The 17097-nt window shown below is 61.3% G+C and carries 26 protein-coding genes; all 26 read left to right on the top strand.

Annotated features, from left to right (window positions below; genetic code table 11):
- The 26 genes from IE188_RS02890 (at window position 1) to IE188_RS02765 (ending at window position 17095) form a co-directional block, all read left to right on the top strand.
- Entirely contained in the window at window positions 1-213 is a 213-nt protein-coding gene (locus tag IE188_RS02890; protein ID WP_191284954.1) for a hypothetical protein, read from the top strand.
- Window positions 210-599, top strand: coding sequence for a DUF1064 domain-containing protein (locus tag IE188_RS02885; protein WP_191284953.1), 390 nt, complete (start codon window positions 210-212; stop codon window positions 597-599). Before IE188_RS02890 ends, IE188_RS02885 begins: the two co-directional genes overlap by 4 nt.
- Window positions 596-853 (top strand): hypothetical protein, encoded by a 258-nt coding sequence (locus IE188_RS02880; RefSeq protein WP_191284952.1) that lies wholly within the window; start codon window positions 596-598, stop codon window positions 851-853. The genes IE188_RS02885 and IE188_RS02880 overlap by 4 nt, the downstream gene beginning before the upstream one ends.
- Window positions 850-1521 (top strand): hypothetical protein, encoded by a 672-nt coding sequence (locus IE188_RS02875; protein WP_191284951.1) that lies wholly within the window; start codon window positions 850-852, stop codon window positions 1519-1521. Before IE188_RS02880 ends, IE188_RS02875 begins: the two co-directional genes overlap by 4 nt.
- Window positions 1518-1916, top strand: coding sequence for a hypothetical protein (locus tag IE188_RS02870; RefSeq protein WP_191284950.1), 399 nt, complete (start codon window positions 1518-1520; stop codon window positions 1914-1916). The genes IE188_RS02875 and IE188_RS02870 overlap by 4 nt, the downstream gene beginning before the upstream one ends.
- Window positions 1913-2626 carry an NlpC/P60 family protein gene (locus tag IE188_RS02865; RefSeq protein WP_191284949.1) on the top strand — a complete coding sequence of 238 codons (714 nt, stop codon included), beginning with the start codon at window positions 1913-1915 and terminating at the stop codon, window positions 2624-2626. Before IE188_RS02870 ends, IE188_RS02865 begins: the two co-directional genes overlap by 4 nt.
- A gap of 188 nt (window positions 2627-2814) precedes the next feature.
- Window positions 2815-3018, top strand: coding sequence for a DUF7940 domain-containing protein (locus IE188_RS02860; protein WP_191284948.1), 204 nt, complete (start codon window positions 2815-2817; stop codon window positions 3016-3018).
- Window positions 3015-3248, top strand: coding sequence for a hypothetical protein (locus IE188_RS02855; protein ID WP_191284947.1), 234 nt, complete (start codon window positions 3015-3017; stop codon window positions 3246-3248). The genes IE188_RS02860 and IE188_RS02855 overlap by 4 nt, the downstream gene beginning before the upstream one ends.
- Window positions 3196-3393, top strand: coding sequence for a hypothetical protein (locus IE188_RS02850; protein WP_191284946.1), 198 nt, complete (start codon window positions 3196-3198; stop codon window positions 3391-3393). The genes IE188_RS02855 and IE188_RS02850 overlap by 53 nt, the downstream gene beginning before the upstream one ends.
- Window positions 3394-3530: 137 nt before the next feature.
- Window positions 3531-4055 (top strand): terminase small subunit, encoded by a 525-nt coding sequence (locus IE188_RS02845; protein ID WP_229836438.1) that lies wholly within the window; start codon window positions 3531-3533, stop codon window positions 4053-4055.
- Window positions 4052-5992, top strand: coding sequence for a phage terminase large subunit family protein (locus IE188_RS02840; RefSeq protein WP_191284945.1), 1941 nt, complete (start codon window positions 4052-4054; stop codon window positions 5990-5992). The genes IE188_RS02845 and IE188_RS02840 overlap by 4 nt, the downstream gene beginning before the upstream one ends.
- 91 nt (window positions 5993-6083) lie before the next feature.
- Window positions 6084-6524 (top strand): hypothetical protein, encoded by a 441-nt coding sequence (locus IE188_RS02835; protein ID WP_191284944.1) that lies wholly within the window; start codon window positions 6084-6086, stop codon window positions 6522-6524.
- Window positions 6524-8095, top strand: a complete 1572-nt coding sequence (locus tag IE188_RS02830) for a phage portal protein (protein ID WP_191284943.1) — start codon at window positions 6524-6526, stop codon at window positions 8093-8095. The genes IE188_RS02835 and IE188_RS02830 overlap by 1 nt, the downstream gene beginning before the upstream one ends.
- Entirely contained in the window at window positions 8079-10088 is a 2010-nt protein-coding gene (locus IE188_RS02825; protein WP_229836435.1) for a phage major capsid protein, read from the top strand. The genes IE188_RS02830 and IE188_RS02825 overlap by 17 nt, the downstream gene beginning before the upstream one ends.
- A 51-nt stretch (window positions 10089-10139) precedes the next feature.
- On the top strand, window positions 10140-10358 hold the full coding sequence (locus tag IE188_RS02820) for a hypothetical protein (protein ID WP_191284942.1): 219 nt from the start codon (window positions 10140-10142) through the stop codon (window positions 10356-10358).
- 3 nt (window positions 10359-10361) lie between these two features.
- Window positions 10362-10694 carry a head-tail joining protein gene (locus IE188_RS02815; RefSeq protein WP_191284941.1) on the top strand — a complete coding sequence of 111 codons (333 nt, stop codon included), beginning with the start codon at window positions 10362-10364 and terminating at the stop codon, window positions 10692-10694.
- The gene (locus IE188_RS02810; protein WP_191284940.1) at window positions 10681-11217 is read left to right on the top strand and encodes a hypothetical protein; all 537 of its coding nucleotides are present in this window, start codon (window positions 10681-10683) and stop codon (window positions 11215-11217) included. The genes IE188_RS02815 and IE188_RS02810 overlap by 14 nt, the downstream gene beginning before the upstream one ends.
- A gap of 1 nt (window position 11218) precedes the next feature.
- The gene (locus tag IE188_RS02805) at window positions 11219-11740 is read left to right on the top strand and encodes a hypothetical protein (RefSeq protein ID WP_191284939.1); all 522 of its coding nucleotides are present in this window, start codon (window positions 11219-11221) and stop codon (window positions 11738-11740) included.
- Complete coding sequence (locus tag IE188_RS02800; protein WP_191284938.1) at window positions 11737-12126, top strand: phage baseplate assembly protein; 390 nt, start codon at window positions 11737-11739, stop codon at window positions 12124-12126. The genes IE188_RS02805 and IE188_RS02800 overlap by 4 nt, the downstream gene beginning before the upstream one ends.
- Before the next feature lie 39 nt (window positions 12127-12165).
- Window positions 12166-12513: a GPW/gp25 family protein gene (locus IE188_RS02795; protein WP_229836432.1), complete on the top strand. Its 348-nt coding sequence runs from the start codon at window positions 12166-12168 to the stop codon at window positions 12511-12513.
- On the top strand, window positions 12510-13442 hold the full coding sequence (locus tag IE188_RS02790; protein ID WP_191284937.1) for a baseplate assembly protein: 933 nt from the start codon (window positions 12510-12512) through the stop codon (window positions 13440-13442). The genes IE188_RS02795 and IE188_RS02790 overlap by 4 nt, the downstream gene beginning before the upstream one ends.
- A complete protein-coding gene (locus IE188_RS02785) occupies window positions 13435-14007 on the top strand; it encodes a phage tail protein I (protein WP_191284936.1) in 573 nt (190 codons plus the stop codon). The genes IE188_RS02790 and IE188_RS02785 overlap by 8 nt, the downstream gene beginning before the upstream one ends.
- A 2-nt stretch (window positions 14008-14009) precedes the next feature.
- The gene (locus IE188_RS02780; RefSeq protein ID WP_191285324.1) at window positions 14010-14741 is read left to right on the top strand and encodes a pyocin knob domain-containing protein; all 732 of its coding nucleotides are present in this window, start codon (window positions 14010-14012) and stop codon (window positions 14739-14741) included.
- Window position 14742: 1 nt separating this feature from the next.
- A complete protein-coding gene (locus IE188_RS02775) occupies window positions 14743-15321 on the top strand; it encodes a hypothetical protein (RefSeq protein WP_191284935.1) in 579 nt (192 codons plus the stop codon).
- 83 nt (window positions 15322-15404) lie between these two features.
- Complete coding sequence (locus tag IE188_RS02770; protein WP_191284934.1) at window positions 15405-16589, top strand: phage tail sheath subtilisin-like domain-containing protein; 1185 nt, start codon at window positions 15405-15407, stop codon at window positions 16587-16589.
- A complete protein-coding gene (locus tag IE188_RS02765; RefSeq protein WP_191284933.1) occupies window positions 16586-17095 on the top strand; it encodes a phage major tail tube protein in 510 nt (169 codons plus the stop codon). The genes IE188_RS02770 and IE188_RS02765 overlap by 4 nt, the downstream gene beginning before the upstream one ends.
- Window positions 17096-17097: the final 2 nt, after the last annotated feature.

The raw sequence follows: 17097 nt of genomic DNA, 5'->3' as shown, positions 1-17097 counted from the left end.
ATGACAAAAGCTGTCACCCTTCCGCACCCGCACCTGGCGCCCCACGTGGTCGACGCCCAGCGCCGCCATGAGGCGCTTGTGAAGCGCACCCGAGACCACGAGGGCGAACCGGGCGTCACCGCCCTGCGTGTTCGCACCCGTGATGCCCTGCATGAACGCTTGGCCCTTGAGCTTGCCGCGCTGCGCGCTGGGCGGTCAGGGGGTGGCAAATGACCGTGCACCGCATGACAGCCGCCCAGGTTCAGCAGGAGCTGGCCTCTGTGCCCAGCAAGAACAAATACGGCGCCCGACGCACCACGGTCGACGGGATCACGTTTGACAGCGACCGCGAGGCGCGCCGCTATTGCGAGCTGCGCGTGTTGGCGAAGGCGGGCAAGATCCGCGATCTGAAACTGCAAGTGCCGATCATGCTGGAAGGGCAGTGCGGCCCGGTGAAAAGCCGCACGGGGCGCCAGATGCGCCTGACGGTCGATTTTTCCTATGTGGACGCCGACACCGGGTTGCGGGTGTTCGAAGACGCCAAAGGCAAGCCCACGCGGGATTACGAGGTTCGGCGCGGCGTCGCGGCGGCACAGGGTGTCGAGGTGGTTGAGGTATGAGTGACACCAAAACCATAGACCCGCGAGAGTTGATCAAGCAGGCGCGCCTCTATGCCAAATTTGGCCCGGTGGTGATGCCCGCCGAACACGTGCGCCTGATTACGTTCCTGGCAGAACAGGAACTGGATGTGCGGGATCGCAAGAGCGCGGGATCGCGCCGCCGATATTGGCGACCCGAATGGTCCCTTTTGGCGCTGTCGCTCTTGAACCTCGCGGGCTGCATCTGGTGGTGGGCGCAATGGTGGCTGACATGACCAACCAGCCCAGCACCGAAATCAGCGAAATTCCCGGCAGCATCGACCAGGCGCGCCTTCCCGCGACCTATGCCGCCGCGAAGACGGCGCTGGCCACCTGTCAGAACGTCGACGAATGCAAGGACTGGTCGGACAAGGCGCAGGCGTTGGCCAGCTATGCGAAGCAGGCGCAGGACGAAGAACTCGAGGCCTATGCCCGGCGCATTCGCAACCGGGCGATTCGGCGCATGGGTGAGGTTTTGCAGAACATCGAGCCTGCCGCAAATCACCACGGCAATTCTACTGGTGGGGACGCCCCTACCACTAGCCGCGCCCAAGCCGCCCGCGAGGCGGGCATATCCAAGGATCAGCAGGTGCAGGCGGTTCGCGTCGCGCGTGTTCCCGAACAGGTTTTTGAAGACAAGACCGAAGCCGACCGACCCGCGACGATTACCCAACTGGCAGACATCGGACGCAAGCGCCGTCCGTCCAGTCTGGACGGGCGCGATCCGGCCAAAGCGCGCGAGTGCAAGGCCTTCATCCAGGACACCACCCGCGCGATCGAGCGGCTGCGCGCCTGGCGATCTGTAGTGCCCCACATGACCGAGAGCGAGCGCAACCGGCTTCTGTCGCTGGTGGCCAGCATTTCCGTTGTGTGTGACGACCTCGAGGAGGCGACCGAAACATGATGGCGGACGACGAGGGCGATAGCGTGTTTGACCAGATTGCCGATGTTCTGGGGGAAGACCGCGCCCTGATTTTCATCGGGACGCTTCCTGCGGCGGGCAATCGGCCATGGCGCAAGTGCTTTCACGTGCCCAAGCGGCTGTCGCCCAATCACTGGCTAGTGGCCCGCTTGGGCTGGTCTGACGCCCAGCGGATGGTGCGCAGCTTTGGCGGGATGATCTTGCAGCCGTCCAACGTCCGCTATTGGGGGCGCGACATGCGCAACAAGCGCGTTGTTCAGATGTTCAGCCGTGGCGCAACCCCGCAAACCATCGCCGCCGAGTTGGGCATATCCGAGGCCCGCGTTCGCGAGCTGATCGACGGACGGCGCGTTTCAAGGAAAGGATCAAGGCAATGAACTGTGAAGAACTCACACGGGCTGTTCAAACGCGGCTCAAAGAGCTTGAATACTACACCGGTTTTTTGGATGGTCTGACCGGCCCAATGACCAACAGGGCCGTGATCGCGTTCAAGCGCCAGCACGGTCTTGCCCCGCGCGACTTCGTGGGTCCGATCACCCTGACGCGGCTGTTTTCGCCGAAAGCCGAGCGCAAACCCGCGCCGGTGGTTGGCGCGGGTGTCCCGGCATGGATTGCCGAGGCACAAAGTCACATCGGACTGCGCGAGGTGCCCGGCCCGACCAACAACCCTGAAATCATGCAATGGGCGCGCGACCTCGATCAGTGGTATCCGGGCGACGATGTGCCGTGGTGCGGGCTGTTCGTGGCGCATTGCATGGCCATTGGCGCGCCGTATGAGCCACAAAACCACAACCGGTTGGGCGCGCGGGCGTGGCTTCAATACGGGTCCGAGGTCGAAAAGGCGTACGGTGCCATCGCCGTGTTCTGGCGCACTCACCCGACCAAGAGCGTGAATGGTCATGTGGGCTTCCTCGTCGGTGAAGATACATCGACCTACCACATCCTCGGCGGCAACCAGTCCGACAGCGTGAACATCACGCGCGTGTCCAAGTCACGCCTGCTGGGCTTCCGGGGGCCGAAAGGCTGGCAGGGCACAGCCGATCTTGCATCCGTTACGAGTGGTGCGGTTTCAACCAACGAAGCATAGGAGAGCAGTCATGAGCGAGCAAACTTTTTACGGGGAAAATCAAGGCCGAGTGGCGACACAATGTGAGGTGTCAAACAAGCCAACCCACTCCCAACTTCTTGGGCCGGATGGTCGCCCTCTTGCATATCAACAGCAGTCAGTTGGTTTCGACTTACGACCATCACAAAAACAGGTACAGGAGAGCAGTCATGTTCGTTGACAATTGGAAAGACTTTTGGCGGTGGCATTCGACCTATGCCATTGCATTCCTGGCCGGGCTTCCGGTCGCATGGGCCGAACTGCCCGCTGACATCAAGGCGATGATCCCACCGTCTTGGATCCCATGGATCATGTTGGGCCTGTGGTTGGCTGCACAATTCGTTCGGTTGCGGCGGCAGGCGCCAAGCCAATGATCCGGTGGCTTGGCAAACTGCCGACCATCCTGTCGGCAATCGGCGCTTTGCTGTTGGGCTTTCTGGCCTATGGCAAGGCGCAGCGACATGAGGGGCGCAAGGACGCCAGGGAAGAGCGCGCCCAACAGGACGCGCAGGACCACATCGAGACACGGGAAAGGATCGAGGATGCGGTGGATGATGATCGTGACGCTGATTGGCGTGACCGGCTGCGCGACGCGCGCAAGTGAACCCGGCCTGTGCGCCGGGTTGCGGCCACACGTTGCCGCCCTGTCGGATGCGCTTGCTGCACATCCCAACACCCCAGACCCGGTGGGCGAGGCGGGCACCGATGTGGTGATTGGCTTCGGCGCCGGATGCCGGGTGAAGCCATGATTTCGAACTGTCACGCAGAGGAAAAGCGGGTCCTTCCCAGGGGGCCACGGCCCGCGGGTGTTCGACATCGCAAAAAAATAATTCTGCGTGGCAAATCGGAAATTGTCTTTTCTTTATATTGGCTTAGGTGGTGATCGGTGGCAAATACGCGGGGGCGGGGCATTCAGTTGAACCGCGCAGAAATGGCAGATGCCATGGGCATCACCCCCCCGACGCTCGATGAATGGATCCGGCGGGGATGTCCTGCCGTTCAGAAGGGCGCGCGCGGGCGTCCATGGATTTTCAACTCGGCCCAGGTCATGCGCTGGCGCGAAGATGATGTTCGCGCGCAGAGCAAAGGCGTCGAGGTTTCATCAAAGGAAGAACTGAACCGGCGTAAACTGGAAGCGGAGGTCGAGCTGGTCGAATTGGAACTGGCGACCGCGACCGCCCTGGTTGCCCCGGTCGAGGAATTCGAGCGCGCGATGCAAAAGGGGTTTGCCGAGGTGCGATCCCGATTGCGCGGGGTGTTGCCCGCCCGCGTCGCCGCGCGGGTCGCCGCGCTGACAGGCGAGACTGAAATCAAGGAGGTGCTGCGCGAAGAGATTGATGAAGTGCTGGAAGCCCTGGCCAATGCGGCGCTGGTCGAAGAAGACGACTTCGAAGAGGAAGACGCAGAATGACTGTGCGCCCGGATTTTTCAAACATCCGCGCACTGGTTGCCGCGACCAATCGCGCGCAGGAATATTTGCGCCCGCCGCCTGAACTGAAACCGTCCGAATGGGCGGAACGTCATGTTCGCATCCCCACCGGCAACGCGATCCCCGGCCGCATCCGGTTTGACAACGCCCCGTATCAGCGCGAGCCGCTGGACATGATGGCAAATCCGGCCTGCCAGCGCATCACGCTGATGTGGGGAGCACAGGTTGGAAAGACGCAGCTTGCCCTGTGCGGCCAGGGGTATTTCATCGACCATGATCCGGCGTCGCAAATCATGATGCAGCCCAGTCAGGGCGATCTTCAAACCTGGCTGGAAACGAAATTCAACCCGTTGGTCGACGCAAACCCGAACCTTCAGGACCGCCTGGCCAAGCCGCGGGGGCGCGATGGGGTGAACAATCAACGCATGAAGTCCTATCCGGGCGGGTTCATGATGTTTTCCTGGTCGGGATCCCCTAAAACCATGCGCGGCCGGTCTGCCCCCAAGATTTTTTGCGACGAAACTGATGGGTATGACCGGACGCAGGAAGGCCACCCGGTATCGCTGCTTTGGCAGCGGGCCGCGACATTCGGCGACAACAAACTGCTGGTCGAGATTTCGACGCCAACGATCAAGGGCGCGAGCTGGATCGAAAGCGCGTTCGAGGCGGGCGATCAGCGCCGGTTTCACGTCTGCTGCCCCCATTGCGATCATTTGCAGGCGCTGCGATGGGCAAATGTGAAGTGGAACAAGGACGACGAAGGCAACCACCTGCCGGAAACAGCCTATTACCTGTGCGACAGCGGCAACGGATGCTGGTGGTCCGAAGAAGAACGCAAGCGCGCGATCCGGGATGCGGAAACAAAAGGGGGCGGCTGGATCGGGAAAAAGCCGTTCAGGGGCCACGCATCCTATCACCTGTCCGAACTGTATTCGCTGTTTCGCAACCTGTCCGAGATTGTTCAGAGTTTCCTGGACAAGAAGGCGGCGAACGACATCCAGACCTTCACCAACGTGTCTTTGGCCGAGACGTGGGTGGAAGAGGCCGAAGAGGTCGAAGCCGAACTGCTGCAACGCCGCGCGGAAACCTATGCGGCCGAGGTGCCGATGGGCGCGGGTGTGCTGACTGCCGGTGTGGACATGCAGAAAGACCGCCTTGAAGTCGAGGTTGTCGGATGGGGGCTGGGTGAAGAAAGTTGGAACATCGACTACCGTGTTTTCTGGGGCAACCCGCTCGAACAGGAGGTCTGGGACGAACTGTTCGAATACCGTGACCATCTGTTTAGCCACGAAAGCGGCGCGCAGATGCGGATTTCGGCCATGTGCGTCGACACTGGTGGTGACGGTGGCCTGACACAATCAGCCTATGAGAAGTTGGCGGGCAAGCAGTCCCGCCGGATTTTCGCGATCAAAGGCGTCGGTGGCTGGGGTCGCCCGGTGGTGTCAGCCCCCCGAACGGTCAAGACTGGGCGGCGGGGGCGCCCGGTCAAGTTGTTCTCGGTGGGCACGGATGAAACCAAGGTCATTGTCGCGCGGCGTCTGATCCTGGAAGCCGGGCCGGGCACCTGCCATTTCCCAGACAACCGGGATCCTGAATATTTCCTGCAAATGACCGCCGAACGCCTAGTTACGCGCTGGTTGAAGGGATGGCCGGTGCGCGAGTGGCGCCCATCGCGCGAACGCAACGAGGCGCTGGACTGCCGTGTCTATGCCTATGCCGCCCTGAAGATCGAGAAGCCTAACATCGCTGCGCGCCTGAAAAAGCTGACCGAAGAGGCCGAGGAAGCCGAAGATCAGGGCGATACGGCGGACGGGAAGCCGCCAGAGGAAGCGACGGCACCCACCCGCAAGACTAAGACACGCCGCCGGAAGCCGAAATCAAAGCGGCGCCGAAGTGGCCCACGTCTGGACGGGTGGTAAATTGCTGAATTGTTTTCCTTCTGAAATTCGGGCTGGCCTGAACTTGGAAGCCAATTTCACGGTGTCGGATTACCCGGCGCCCGATTGGTCCATGACCGTCTTCTTTGCAGGGCCAGACGTTTTCGAACTGACAGGCGTTGGCGATGGCGCGAACTTCACCGTTTCCGCCAACGGTGCCGCCACGGGCGCATGGGAGCCTGGCACCTATTTCGTGTCTGTGCGAATGCAGAATGGTGGAGACGTTTTCGAAATCGAACACGGTGCCTGCCAGGTTGTTGCCGATACCGCGCGGGCGAACATCGGCCATGACGCCCGCACCCACGCCGCGAAGGTGCTGGATGCAATCGAAGCGGTGATCGAAAGCCGCGCGACGAAAGATCAACTATCCTACTCGATTGGCGGGCGCAGCCTGCAACGCACCCCCATTGCGGACCTGATCAAACTGCGCACGGCCTACCGCGCCGAGGTCAACCGGCAGAAGTCGAAGAACAAAAGCCGCCTGGGACGCGTCTTGAAAGCGAGGTTCAACTGATGGCCTGGCCATTCACCAGCCGCCGCTCCGAAAGCCCGGATGCCACCGCCCAGATGCGCAAGACCAGCATTCCGCGCGTCACCCGCCGCCGTGGTTTGCCCATTGGCAGTGCTGTGCGCAGTTACGATGCCGCCCAGGTCGACCGTTACACGGCGGGTTGGGGGTCGCAGCCCATGACGGCTGACGACATCATCGACCGCAACCAGAAAATATTGGTGGCCCGGTCGCGCGAGCAGGCGGCGAACAACGATTACATGAAGAATTATCTGCGCCTGTGCCGTCAGAACATTGTCGGGTCGCGCGGAATATCCCTGCAAGCGCAGGCCAAAGATGGAGACCGCCTGGATACCGCCGCCAACGATGCGCTGGAACTGTTCTGGCACAAATGGTGTCGGGCCGAAAACTGCGACCATAAAGGGCGCCGGTCGTTTCGGCTGATCCTGCAAGGGGCGATCACAGCCGCGGCGAAAGATGGCGAGTTCATGATCCGCGAGCTGCGCGGCAAAGCGGCGGGTCCGATGGGGTATGCCCTGCAAACGCTTGATCCGCAGCGGTGCCCGGTCGATTACAATATCGACCGCCTGTCGGGTGGGCGCTTTGTGCGCCAGGGGATCGAATATTCGAGCGAAGGCCGCGCGCTGGCCTATTATTTCATGCGCTACGACAATCGAGGCACGGGCTATGCCCACGGGTCGAGCAGCCTTGACCGGATCGCGGCCGGGGAAATCATCCACGGCTTTGTCGAGGATGTTGAAGGCCAGCGGCGCGGCATCCCCTGGGCGGCGACAGCACTGTGGCGCATGAAGATGTTGGCAGGTTTCGAAAAATCGGCGCTGGTGAATGCGCGGATCGGCGCGGCCAAGACCGGCTTCATCGAATGGGACCCCGAGTTTGCCCCCGATGAAGAGGATGATGACGAAGAATTCGTGATCGAACACGCGGGCGGTGAAATTCAGGAACTGCCGGTCGGCGCCAAATTCAAGGAATGGAACCCGCAATATCCCAGCGGCGAGTTTTCACCGTTCCGCAAGGCCATGCTGCAAGGGGCCGGGGCCGGTCTGGGCGTGGCCTATGTGTCGTTTGCCAACGACCTTGAGGGCGTGAACTTTTCGTCAATCCGCCAAGGTGTCCTGGACGAGCGCGAACACTGGATGGATTTGCAGGAATGGTTGATCGAAACACTGGTCGATCGCGTCTATCGAGGGGCGCTGGAAGCAGGCTTGCTTCTGGGCCTGGTCAAGAACGGCCCGATCCGCCTGCGCCCTGAAAGTCGCGAGAAATATGAGAACGTCCTGTGGCAGGCCCGTCGCTGGGCATGGGTCGACCCGGCAAAAGACATCAAGGCCGAGGTGGATAGCAAGAACAACCTTCTGACTTCCCCTTCCGAGATTATCCGCAAGAGCGGGCGTGATCCGCAAACCGTCTGGAAAAACATGGCGGCTGACATCGACCAGATGAAGTCGGCAGGCATTCCCATCGAATTCATCATGGCTTCTGTGCTGGGCGCGACCCCGCAGCAAGCCACACCACAACAGCCACAGGAGGGCGAAGAGGATGAAACAGGCACGTGACCTTGGCCTGATTGGCGCGGCACTGTGCCGGTCGATCACGCCAGAGCAGATCAACAACAACCGAGAGGCGGGGCCGCTGCGCCGCACCGCCCAGGTGCGCAATGTCAACAAGGACGAACGAACCGTCGAGGTCGCGTTTTCGTCCGAAACGCCGGTCGCGCGCTGGTTCGGCGATGAAATCCTTGACCACAGTTCCGGTGCCATGGTTATGGACCGCCTGGACAATGGCGCGGCGGTGCTGTGGAATCACGACCCAGACAAACAGATCGGCGTCGTCGAGAGCGCCCGCATCGACAAGGACCGGCGCGGCCGGGCTGTCCTGCGCTTCGGATCCGGCCCCAAGGCTGACGAGAAATGGCAGGACGTGGTGTCAGGTATCATCCGCCATATCTCGGTCGGGTATTTCGTCCGCGACATTGTGATCGAGCAGCGCGAAGGCGAGCCTGATGAAGTGACGGTGACGCGCTGGGAACCGTACGAGATTTCGCTGGTCAGCATCCCCGCCGACCCGTCTGTCGGCGTGGGTCGCGCACACGGGAACCCGCCAGAGGAAGCCCCAGCGGAGCCTGACAATACTTCCAACCAACCTGAAACAAACCGACAAGAGGGTTCGGACAATATGAAAACCATCATCACACGGAATTCGGACGGTGCTCTTGTCCGCGCCGAGGTCGACGAAGACGGCAACATCGTCAAGGAGCTTGAGGTTCTGCAAACCGCCAAGCAGATGCGCGCGCTGGGTGGCGAAGGTGCCACCGCCGAACAAACCCGCGCCGCGCGCATTCTTGAGCTGGGTGAACAGTATGACGCGCAAGCCGAGGCGATCAAAGCTGTTCGCGACGGCACCACGCCGGAAGCGTTCTCGCGTTCGCTTCTGGATGTGGTTGCGGCACGTGTTGCCCAAACCCCCGCGGGGCAGTCGACCCGCGACCCGCTGACCGACAATGCCGGTCAGATCGGAATGTCGGACAGCGAAATCCGCCGGTTCAGTTTCCTGCGCGCCGCCCGCGCACTGCTGAACCCCAGCGATCGTACCGCGCAGCGTGACGCAGAGTTCGAATTCGAGGCATCCGCCGAAGCCCAGCGGTCGATGGGTCGCAATTCGGAGGGTATCACGGTGCCGGTCGATGTGCTGACCCGGACGTTCAACACCGACACCAGCGGCACCAACCCCGGTGACACCGGTGGCTATCTGATCGACACGACGCTGGCCACGCAATCGTTCATCGAAATGCTGCGCAACCGCGCTGTTCTTCTGTCGCTTGGCACCCCCATGGCGGGCCTGATCGGCAATGTGGACATTCCTGGCCAAACCGGCAGCGGTAACGTGTTCATCGTCGGTGAGGACGAGGATGTTGGCGAGGGCAGCATGGATGTCGGAAACGTCAGCCTGACGCCGACCACCATCGGTGTGTTCGGGCGCGTGACGCGCCGGATGCTGCAACAATCGTCGCTTGATGTCGAAATGCAGTTCCGCAGCAGCCTTGCCACGGACCTTGCCCTGGGCATCGACCATTACGGGTTCTATGGTGACGGGGTTGGCAACAACCCGTTGGGCATCCTGAACACGACCGGCATCAACGCCGTGACATTCGGCGCGGTTCAGCCGACCTATGCCGAGCTGATCCAGATGGAAACCGAGGTCGACGTGGACAATGCGCTGACCGATGGTATGCGCTATATCGGCAACTCGAAATTCCGTGGCCATTGCAAAAGCACCCAGAAATTCAGCGGCACCAACGGCCAGCCGATCTGGGAGCAGGGCAACACCGTCAACGGGTCGGATGTCGAGATCACCAACCAGTTTGCCGATGGCGACGTTCTGTTCGGCAACATGCGCGATGTGATGATCGGCCTGTGGGGCGGTCTGGACATCCTGGTCGACCCGTACACGCAGTCGCTGTCCGGCACCCGCCGCATCATCCTGCATCAGGATTTCGACATTGCGCTGCGCCGCAAAGAGAGCTTCTGCCTGGGCCGCGACGGCGTCTAACTGAATTAACCGCCAGCGGTGACGCTGGCGGGCAACACAAGGGTTTTTGAAATGGCAAAGAGCAAAGAGAACGTCGACATCAAGATCACCTCGGCCATCGTTGTCGATGGTGAAGTCGTCAAGGCCGGATCGGAAATCACCGTTTCGGACGCATTGGCGCGTAATCTTCTGCATCGCGGCAAGGCCGAGGTGCTGACCGAAGACAACGCCAAGGGCAAGCCCAAGGGCAAAGCCAAAGCCGACGCCGAGGGCGACGACAAAAAGGCGTAATCCATGCCGTCACCACTCTGGGAAGACCTGTCCGAGTTCTTCGACCCCGACGAATTTGCCATCGAGGCAACGATCATCCGGGATAACAAGATCATCGGGCGGGTCTTAGGCATTTTTGACGACCCCACAGACCGCAAGGAAATCGGCGATTACACCCTGTCAGAGGATGGCCCGCGCTTTCTAAGTCCGGAAGACAACGCGCTGAACGCGAAAACGCGCGACGAGGTGCAGATCGGCCGGACGCGGTATGATGTGGTTCACAACGCGGTCAAGAACGGCACCGGCCTGGTGGTGATCGAGTTGGCAGAGGGGGCCACACCCCATGTTGCAGTTTGATTTCGACGACAGCCGCATCGACTATTTGGCCGAGGCGTTGGACGCGACACCAAAACAGGTGAAAATGGCAACGAACAGGGCCGTCAGGCGCACGGCTGGCACCCTGCGTCGTATGGCATCGACCGGGATCAAGACCGAATTGGGCCTGCGCAACGTCACCGCCCTGCGCCGCCGCATCAAGGAATACCGCGTCGGCAAAGGCGGCAACGCCCTGAAACTGTGGTTCGGCACCAATGATTTGCCTATCTCGGCATTTCCGGGGCGCAAAAAGCAGGTGCCCGGCGGTGTCCAGGTTGGCGACATCATGATCCATGGCGGGTTCGTGGCGAAGATACGCGGCAAGGTCGGTGTTTATACCCGCCACGGGCGCGGGCGGTGGGCGATCAGCGAGGCAACCGTGCCTGTGGCTGACCGGATCATGATTTATCTGGAAGACAACGTGTTCGTCGACATCGACAGCATCTTCTGGAAGCATTTTGAGAATGAAATCCACGCCTACACCATTCTGAAAGTGGGGAAGTGACATGGGTATCGACGTAGCGGCGGCATGGGACCAGGTGATCGCGGCGATCAGCGCCGCGTTCCCCGCATTCAACGTCCAGGCAGGCGAAGACCCAAGCGAGGACGCGATTGCAACCCCTGCCATCCTGGTCGATCTGGTCGAAATCGAACCGACAGAAGAGCGCGACCCCACCACTGGCGAAATCGCGGCCTTGATGCGGTTCGAGGCGCGGGTTCTGCGCAGCTATCGCGAGCCGCGCGCGCGGCGCGTCGTGGCCAGCGATGCCGCCGCCCTGGCAGCATTTTTGCACAACGAGCGGCTGGGCGTCCGGTGGGGGGCCGCACAGGTGTTCACCGTGGCACCGGATGAATTCAACCCGCGCGCGGATCAATACCGCGCCTGGCTGGTCGAATGGGCGCATCTGGCGAACATCGGCGATCAGGTCGACCAGGGCGACGGGCAGGCGGCAAGCGAAGTGCTTTCGTCATTCGCACCGGACATCGGGTCGGGCAATGAAGACGACTATGACACGGTGGCACCATGAGTGATTTTGCCCTTTCAGAAATCATGCGGCGGATCGAGCGCATGGTGGTTGTCGCCACGGTGGTCGAGGCGGACGGCGACAAAGTAAAAGTCGAGTGGGCGGGCGGCGTGACCAGCGATTGGCTGAAGGTCGCGCAGCTCGGGTCGCAGGACCAGAAATTCTGGATCCCGAAAACACCGGGAACGCAGGTTGTCGTGATTTCGCCGGGCGGCGACACGACAAAGGGCATCGTGTTTCCCGGCCCGTTTGCAGGCGGCGTCCCTGCCGGAAATTTTGACGGAACATTCACCGGCACCGGCGATGTGGTCGCGGACGGCATCAGCCTGGTTACGCACACACACGGCGACACGATGCCCGGCACCGGCAGCACCGGACAGCCCCAATAGGGGAACCCGCCAGAGGAAGAAAAGGGGCGCTGGATCAAAATGGCCACCATGCACGGTATGAGCGCAACCACGGGCCGGGCGACGAGCGGGTTGGATCACCTGCAACAGTCGATCAGAGGCATATTGACCACGCCCATCGGGTCGCGGGTGATGCGTCGTGACTATGGATCACGTCTGTTTGACCTGGTGGACAAGCCCTATTCAGCGGCGAACCAACTGGCGATCATCGCCGCCACGGCGGATGCGCTTTTGAAATGGGAGCCGCGCTTTGCGCTGGACAGCGTGAAGGTTCAGTCATTCGCCCCCGGCCAAGTGGTCATTGATCTGATCGGAACGTACTTGCCCGGCGGTGATCCGGTGCGCCTTGAAGGGATCGAGCTGTCATGAGTGCCTTCACCGCGATCAACCTGGACAAGCTGCCCGCGCCCCTGTTCATTGAGCAGCCGAGTTTCACCGAGATTTTTGAGGCCCGAAAAGCACGGCTTCTGGAGCTTGCCGAGGAAAAGGGCGGCATCGACCTGGCTGACAGCCTGCGACCGACGCTGGAACTGGAAAGCGAGCCGATAGTTCTGTTGTTGCAGGAAGACAGCTATCGCGAACTGATCCTGCGCGCCGCCATCCAGGACGCCAGCAAGTCGCGCCTGCTCGCCTTCGCCAAAGGGGCTGTTCTTGACCACATCGCCGCCGAATACGGTGTCGCGCGTCAGACCATTCAGGAAGCGGACCCCCACGCCAATCCGCCGCTTGAACTGATCATGGAAGGCGACGAGCGGTTGCGCCAGCGGGTGCAACTGGCGCCAGAGGCGTTCACCACAGGTGGCACCATCGGTGATTATACGTTCAACGCGCTTGCGGCATCGCCCCTGGTGGCTGATGTGGCGATCAGCGACAGCAGCGCATCGGGTGTGGTCGATGTGACCATCCTGTCGACCGAGGGAAACGGGGTGCCGGATGCCGGCCTGTTGACCACGGTGTCAGATTACCTAAGCAATCCCGACCGCCGCCGCCTGTGCGATACGGTGAATGTGAACGCCGCCACTGTGGTCACATTCGCGGTCGACGCCACCCTGACATTTTACGAGGGGCCGGACGCATCGGTTGTCATGGCCCAGGCGCAAGCTGCGCTTGAAGCGTACCTGGCAAAGAACCGAAAGCTGGGGCACGACATCACGCGTTCTGGCATCTTTGCCGCGCTGCATCAGGAAGGGGTGCAGAATGTCACGCTGACAGCCCCCGCGACCGATGTGGTGATTGCATGGAACGAAGTGTCGTCTTCGACCGGCATCACCCTGACCAATGGGGGCACCGATGTCTGATTTCGAGACCCTGCTGCCCCCAAACGCGACCCCGTTGGAGCGCGCGATCGAGGAAGCGGCGGCGCTGGACCACAGAGGTCTGGTCGACACTGTGCAAAGCATCGGCTCCACCGAGGATTGTCCGGCGTCTGCGCTGCCGTTTCACGCCTGGGCGGCATCGGTCGAGGATTGGAATGCGGGCTGGTCCGAGGACACGAAACGGGCCGTGGTTGCCAGTTCGATCAGGGTGCATCGCCGCAAGGGCACGTTGGGCGCCGTTCGGGCGGCTGTGAAAGCGGCCGGGTACGGAAATGCCGTGGTGGTCGAGGGTGTCAACCCTGCCGTTTTTGATGGGTCGATCAGCTATGACGGTGCCGAGCCGTATGGTGGCGCGCTGCATTGGGCATCGTATCGGGTGTATATGGCCAGACCGATCACGATCGAACAAGGGGCCGAACTGCAACGGATCCTGAACACGGTCGTTCCCGCCAGATGCTTCCTGGATGGCATCGTTTTCGAACAGGCCGCGAACCTTTACAACGCTGCGATTTTCTATGATGGCGCGTTTACCTACGGAGTTGTCTAAATATGGCTGACCTTTCAGAGAGCGCAGGCTGGGTATCCGGCATTTACCAGATCGAAACCACCGATCCTGTTGTGGGTGGCCCGCCCAACCTTGGCGCGGGTCAGGGCATTGCCAACGTACAGGCGGCGCAGCTCGCGTCGCGGACGAAATACCTGAAAGACCAGACCGCCGGGTTCAACCAGGAAGCCATCGACCTGTCATCTGGCGTGGATGATCTGGACGTCATCAGCGCAAGCGGGATTTACCTTGCAAACGCGACCACCACCGGACGTCCCAGCGGTGCTGCCAGCATTTATGTTCTGCATGAAGAAGGCACGGCAGGTGCGTCGCAGATCGCCACGGACGCGGACGGCGATGCTTTCTTTCGTCTGCGCACGGGGTCGTCCTGGTCGCTTTGGCAGCAACTTGTCACCATGACGGACTATGCGTCCAACAGCATGACGACTGCCGGTTTTCAGATTCTACCCAGCGGGCTGATTTTGCAGTGGGGTTCGTCAGGCATGTCCAGCGGAAGCGGCGAAGCGGATGCTACGTTTCCGATCACATTCCCTAACGATGTTTTCAAGGTAATCGCTCAGGAAACCACCAGCACAGCATCGGGAACCTCCGGTGTGCGGATGGTTGGCTGGGTGCCTGACCAGACAACAACTGCAAGTTGTCGTTTTTTTGTCGTGAATGCTTCCGGCAATCCCGTGAGCGGTGAAAATGTTTCGTATTTGGCGATAGGACACTAAGATGAAATACGCAGCCCCTGTTTCCCCCGATGGTATCGCGTTCTATGACGATGCGGTTCACATCCAGATCCCCGAAGGTGCTGTCGAAATCACCGACAGCGCGTGGCGGCTTCACCTGGAGGGTGCGGTTGTTCTGTCGTTTGACAACGGCAACCTGATCAGCAGCGTTCCGGCCAGCGGTCCCATGTTTGCCGATTATAGCGAGGCGCTGAACGCCATGAACCAGTGGATCGAAGGCTTCATGGCATCACAGGCGGGCGGCGCGCCCTTGCATGAACAAATGACATGGGCCGAAAAGGACGCGGCGGCGCGGGCTTATCTGCAAAGTGCTGCAACGGCAGAGCAGCAGGCCCTTTTGCAGGGCGAGGCCGACCTGACGGGCGAAACCCTGACCGAGCTGGCGCAGGAAATTGTGACCAACGCCGCGCGCTTCCAGGCCATCGCCGTTCGCGCATCCGGGTTGCGCCGCAAGACCACCGACCTGTTGAAGGCGGTCACGGATCCACATGATTACGAGGGCATTTTGCTGACGGCCAAGGCCCAGGCCGAAACGCTGCTGGCGTCCCTGGATCAGACCTGACCGCTGGGCATAGGGAAGCCGCCAGAGGAAAGCCCGACACCTGCCTGAAATGCTGCCAACAATAGCAGATTTCGAGGTGACACATGCCCACTTTTCTTCACGGTGTCGAGGTTGTCGAGATTGACGACGGCACCCGCCCGATCGAGGCGGTCAAAAGCTCCGTTATCGGTATCGTGGGCACCGCGCCCGACGCCGATGCAGCCGCATTCCCCCTGAACACCCCCGTCCTGATTGCGGGTTCGCGCACCGAAGCGGCTGGGCTTGATACCGTTGGTGACGCCAACGGCACCCTGCCCAACGCAATTGACGCCATTTTCGACCAGATCGGCGCCGCCGTGGTGGTGGTGCGCATCGAAGAGGGCGCCGACGAAGCGGCGCTGCTGGCAAATGCAGTCGGTGGCGTCAACGCGGTCGATGGCAACCTTGAGGGCGTTCACGCCCTTCTGGGGGCTGAAAGCGTCGTCGGGTTTTCCCCGCGCGTCCTGATCGCACCAGGCATGACGCATCAGCGCCCCGGCGATGCTGCCAACCCGGTCGTGTCCGAACTGATCGGCATTGCCGAACGTATGCGCGCTGTGATCATCGCAGATGGCCCGAACACAACCGATGCGGACGCACAGACCGCCGCGGCTGATTTCGGATCGGACCGCCTGTATGTGGTCGACCCCTGGGTCAAGGTGTCGCGCGGCGGCGTCACCGTCGATGAACCCGCATCCGCGCGGGTTGCTGGCGTGATCGCCAAGACCGACCTGACTGTCGGGTTCTGGGCATCGCCGTCAAACAAGCTGATCAATGGCATCGTGGGCACCTCGCGCCCGGTCGATTTCAAGCTGGGCGATGCCAATTCCCGCGCCAACCTGCTGAACGAAAACAAGGTCGCGACGATCATTCGCCAGAACGGATACCGCCTATGGGGCAACCGGTCTGTGACCGCCGACACGAAATGGCACTTCCTGTGTGTGCGCCGCACCGCTGACATCATCAATGACAGCCTGCAACGCGCCCACCTGTGGGCTGTCGATCGCGGGATCACCAAGACCTATGTCGAAGCCGTCACCGAGGGCGTTAACGACTCTCTGCGCGATCTGAAAGCGCAGGGTGCCATCCTGGGCGGTGAATGCTGGGCTGACCCGGACCTGAACACGCCCGCGAATGTGCAGCTTGGCGAGGTCTTCTTCGACTTTGACTTCACCCCGCCTTATCCGGCCGAACGCATCACGTTCCGGTCGCACCTGGTCAATGATTACGTAGAGGAGGTGTTCGCATGACCGCCGCAAGTGATGTGCTGAAGTATCTGAACCTGTTTGTCGACGGGCGCGGACATGCTGGCCAGATCGAGGAATATTCGCCGCCCGATCTGACCGTTTCCACTGAGGAACACCGCGCGGGCGGCATGGACGCCCCGATCGACATCGACATGGGACTGGAAAAACTGACCTGTTCGTTCGTCCTGACCGGCTATGACCGTGCCACGATCGAGATGTGGGGGCTGAAAGCCGGGTCTGGTGTTCCCCTGACCGTCAAGGGTTCGTTGGAAAGCTATGACGGCACCACCACGGCTGTCACCCACACCATGCGCGGCAAAATCACGCAGTTGTCGCGCGGCACGTGGGGGTCGGGCAACAAGCCCTCGCTGACCGTCACCGCCACGCTGGATTACTACCGCGAAACGCATGGCGGCACCGTCACCACCGAGATCGACGCCATCAACATGGTGCGTGTCATCGGCGGCGTCGATCAGTTGGCCGAGCATCGCCGCAATCTGGGGCTTTGATC

It is taken from the genome of Aliiroseovarius zhejiangensis (genome assembly GCF_014656375.1).
Classification (GTDB): Bacteria; Pseudomonadota; Alphaproteobacteria; order Rhodobacterales; family Rhodobacteraceae; genus Aliiroseovarius; species Aliiroseovarius zhejiangensis.
The sequence above is the reverse complement of the archived record's forward strand: the minus strand, read 5'-3'. Positions and strand labels throughout refer to the sequence as shown.

Coding starts and splice junctions, on each gene's coding strand:
- IE188_RS02890 (WP_191284954.1), top strand. CDS start 1: ATGACAAAAGCTGTCACCCTTCCGCACCCGCACCTGGCGCCCCACGTG.
- IE188_RS02885 (WP_191284953.1), top strand. CDS start 210: ATGACCGTGCACCGCATGACAGCCGCCCAGGTTCAGCAGGAGCTGGCC.
- IE188_RS02880 (WP_191284952.1), top strand. CDS start 596: ATGAGTGACACCAAAACCATAGACCCGCGAGAGTTGATCAAGCAGGCG.
- IE188_RS02875 (WP_191284951.1), top strand. CDS start 850: ATGACCAACCAGCCCAGCACCGAAATCAGCGAAATTCCCGGCAGCATC.
- IE188_RS02870 (WP_191284950.1), top strand. CDS start 1,518: ATGATGGCGGACGACGAGGGCGATAGCGTGTTTGACCAGATTGCCGAT.
- IE188_RS02865 (WP_191284949.1), top strand. CDS start 1,913: ATGAACTGTGAAGAACTCACACGGGCTGTTCAAACGCGGCTCAAAGAG.
- IE188_RS02860 (WP_191284948.1), top strand. CDS start 2,815: ATGTTCGTTGACAATTGGAAAGACTTTTGGCGGTGGCATTCGACCTAT.
- IE188_RS02855 (WP_191284947.1), top strand. CDS start 3,015: ATGATCCGGTGGCTTGGCAAACTGCCGACCATCCTGTCGGCAATCGGC.
- IE188_RS02850 (WP_191284946.1), top strand. CDS start 3,196: ATGATGATCGTGACGCTGATTGGCGTGACCGGCTGCGCGACGCGCGCA.
- IE188_RS02840 (WP_191284945.1), top strand. CDS start 4,052: ATGACTGTGCGCCCGGATTTTTCAAACATCCGCGCACTGGTTGCCGCG.
- IE188_RS02835 (WP_191284944.1), top strand. CDS start 6,084: ATGACCGTCTTCTTTGCAGGGCCAGACGTTTTCGAACTGACAGGCGTT.
- IE188_RS02830 (WP_191284943.1), top strand. CDS start 6,524: ATGGCCTGGCCATTCACCAGCCGCCGCTCCGAAAGCCCGGATGCCACC.
- IE188_RS02825 (WP_229836435.1), top strand. CDS start 8,079: ATGAAACAGGCACGTGACCTTGGCCTGATTGGCGCGGCACTGTGCCGG.
- IE188_RS02820 (WP_191284942.1), top strand. CDS start 10,140: ATGGCAAAGAGCAAAGAGAACGTCGACATCAAGATCACCTCGGCCATC.
- IE188_RS02815 (WP_191284941.1), top strand. CDS start 10,362: ATGCCGTCACCACTCTGGGAAGACCTGTCCGAGTTCTTCGACCCCGAC.
- IE188_RS02810 (WP_191284940.1), top strand. CDS start 10,681: ATGTTGCAGTTTGATTTCGACGACAGCCGCATCGACTATTTGGCCGAG.
- IE188_RS02805 (WP_191284939.1), top strand. CDS start 11,219: ATGGGTATCGACGTAGCGGCGGCATGGGACCAGGTGATCGCGGCGATC.
- IE188_RS02800 (WP_191284938.1), top strand. CDS start 11,737: ATGAGTGATTTTGCCCTTTCAGAAATCATGCGGCGGATCGAGCGCATG.
- IE188_RS02795 (WP_229836432.1), top strand. CDS start 12,166: ATGGCCACCATGCACGGTATGAGCGCAACCACGGGCCGGGCGACGAGC.
- IE188_RS02790 (WP_191284937.1), top strand. CDS start 12,510: ATGAGTGCCTTCACCGCGATCAACCTGGACAAGCTGCCCGCGCCCCTG.
- IE188_RS02785 (WP_191284936.1), top strand. CDS start 13,435: ATGTCTGATTTCGAGACCCTGCTGCCCCCAAACGCGACCCCGTTGGAG.
- IE188_RS02780 (WP_191285324.1), top strand. CDS start 14,010: ATGGCTGACCTTTCAGAGAGCGCAGGCTGGGTATCCGGCATTTACCAG.
- IE188_RS02775 (WP_191284935.1), top strand. CDS start 14,743: ATGAAATACGCAGCCCCTGTTTCCCCCGATGGTATCGCGTTCTATGAC.
- IE188_RS02770 (WP_191284934.1), top strand. CDS start 15,405: ATGCCCACTTTTCTTCACGGTGTCGAGGTTGTCGAGATTGACGACGGC.
- IE188_RS02765 (WP_191284933.1), top strand. CDS start 16,586: ATGACCGCCGCAAGTGATGTGCTGAAGTATCTGAACCTGTTTGTCGAC.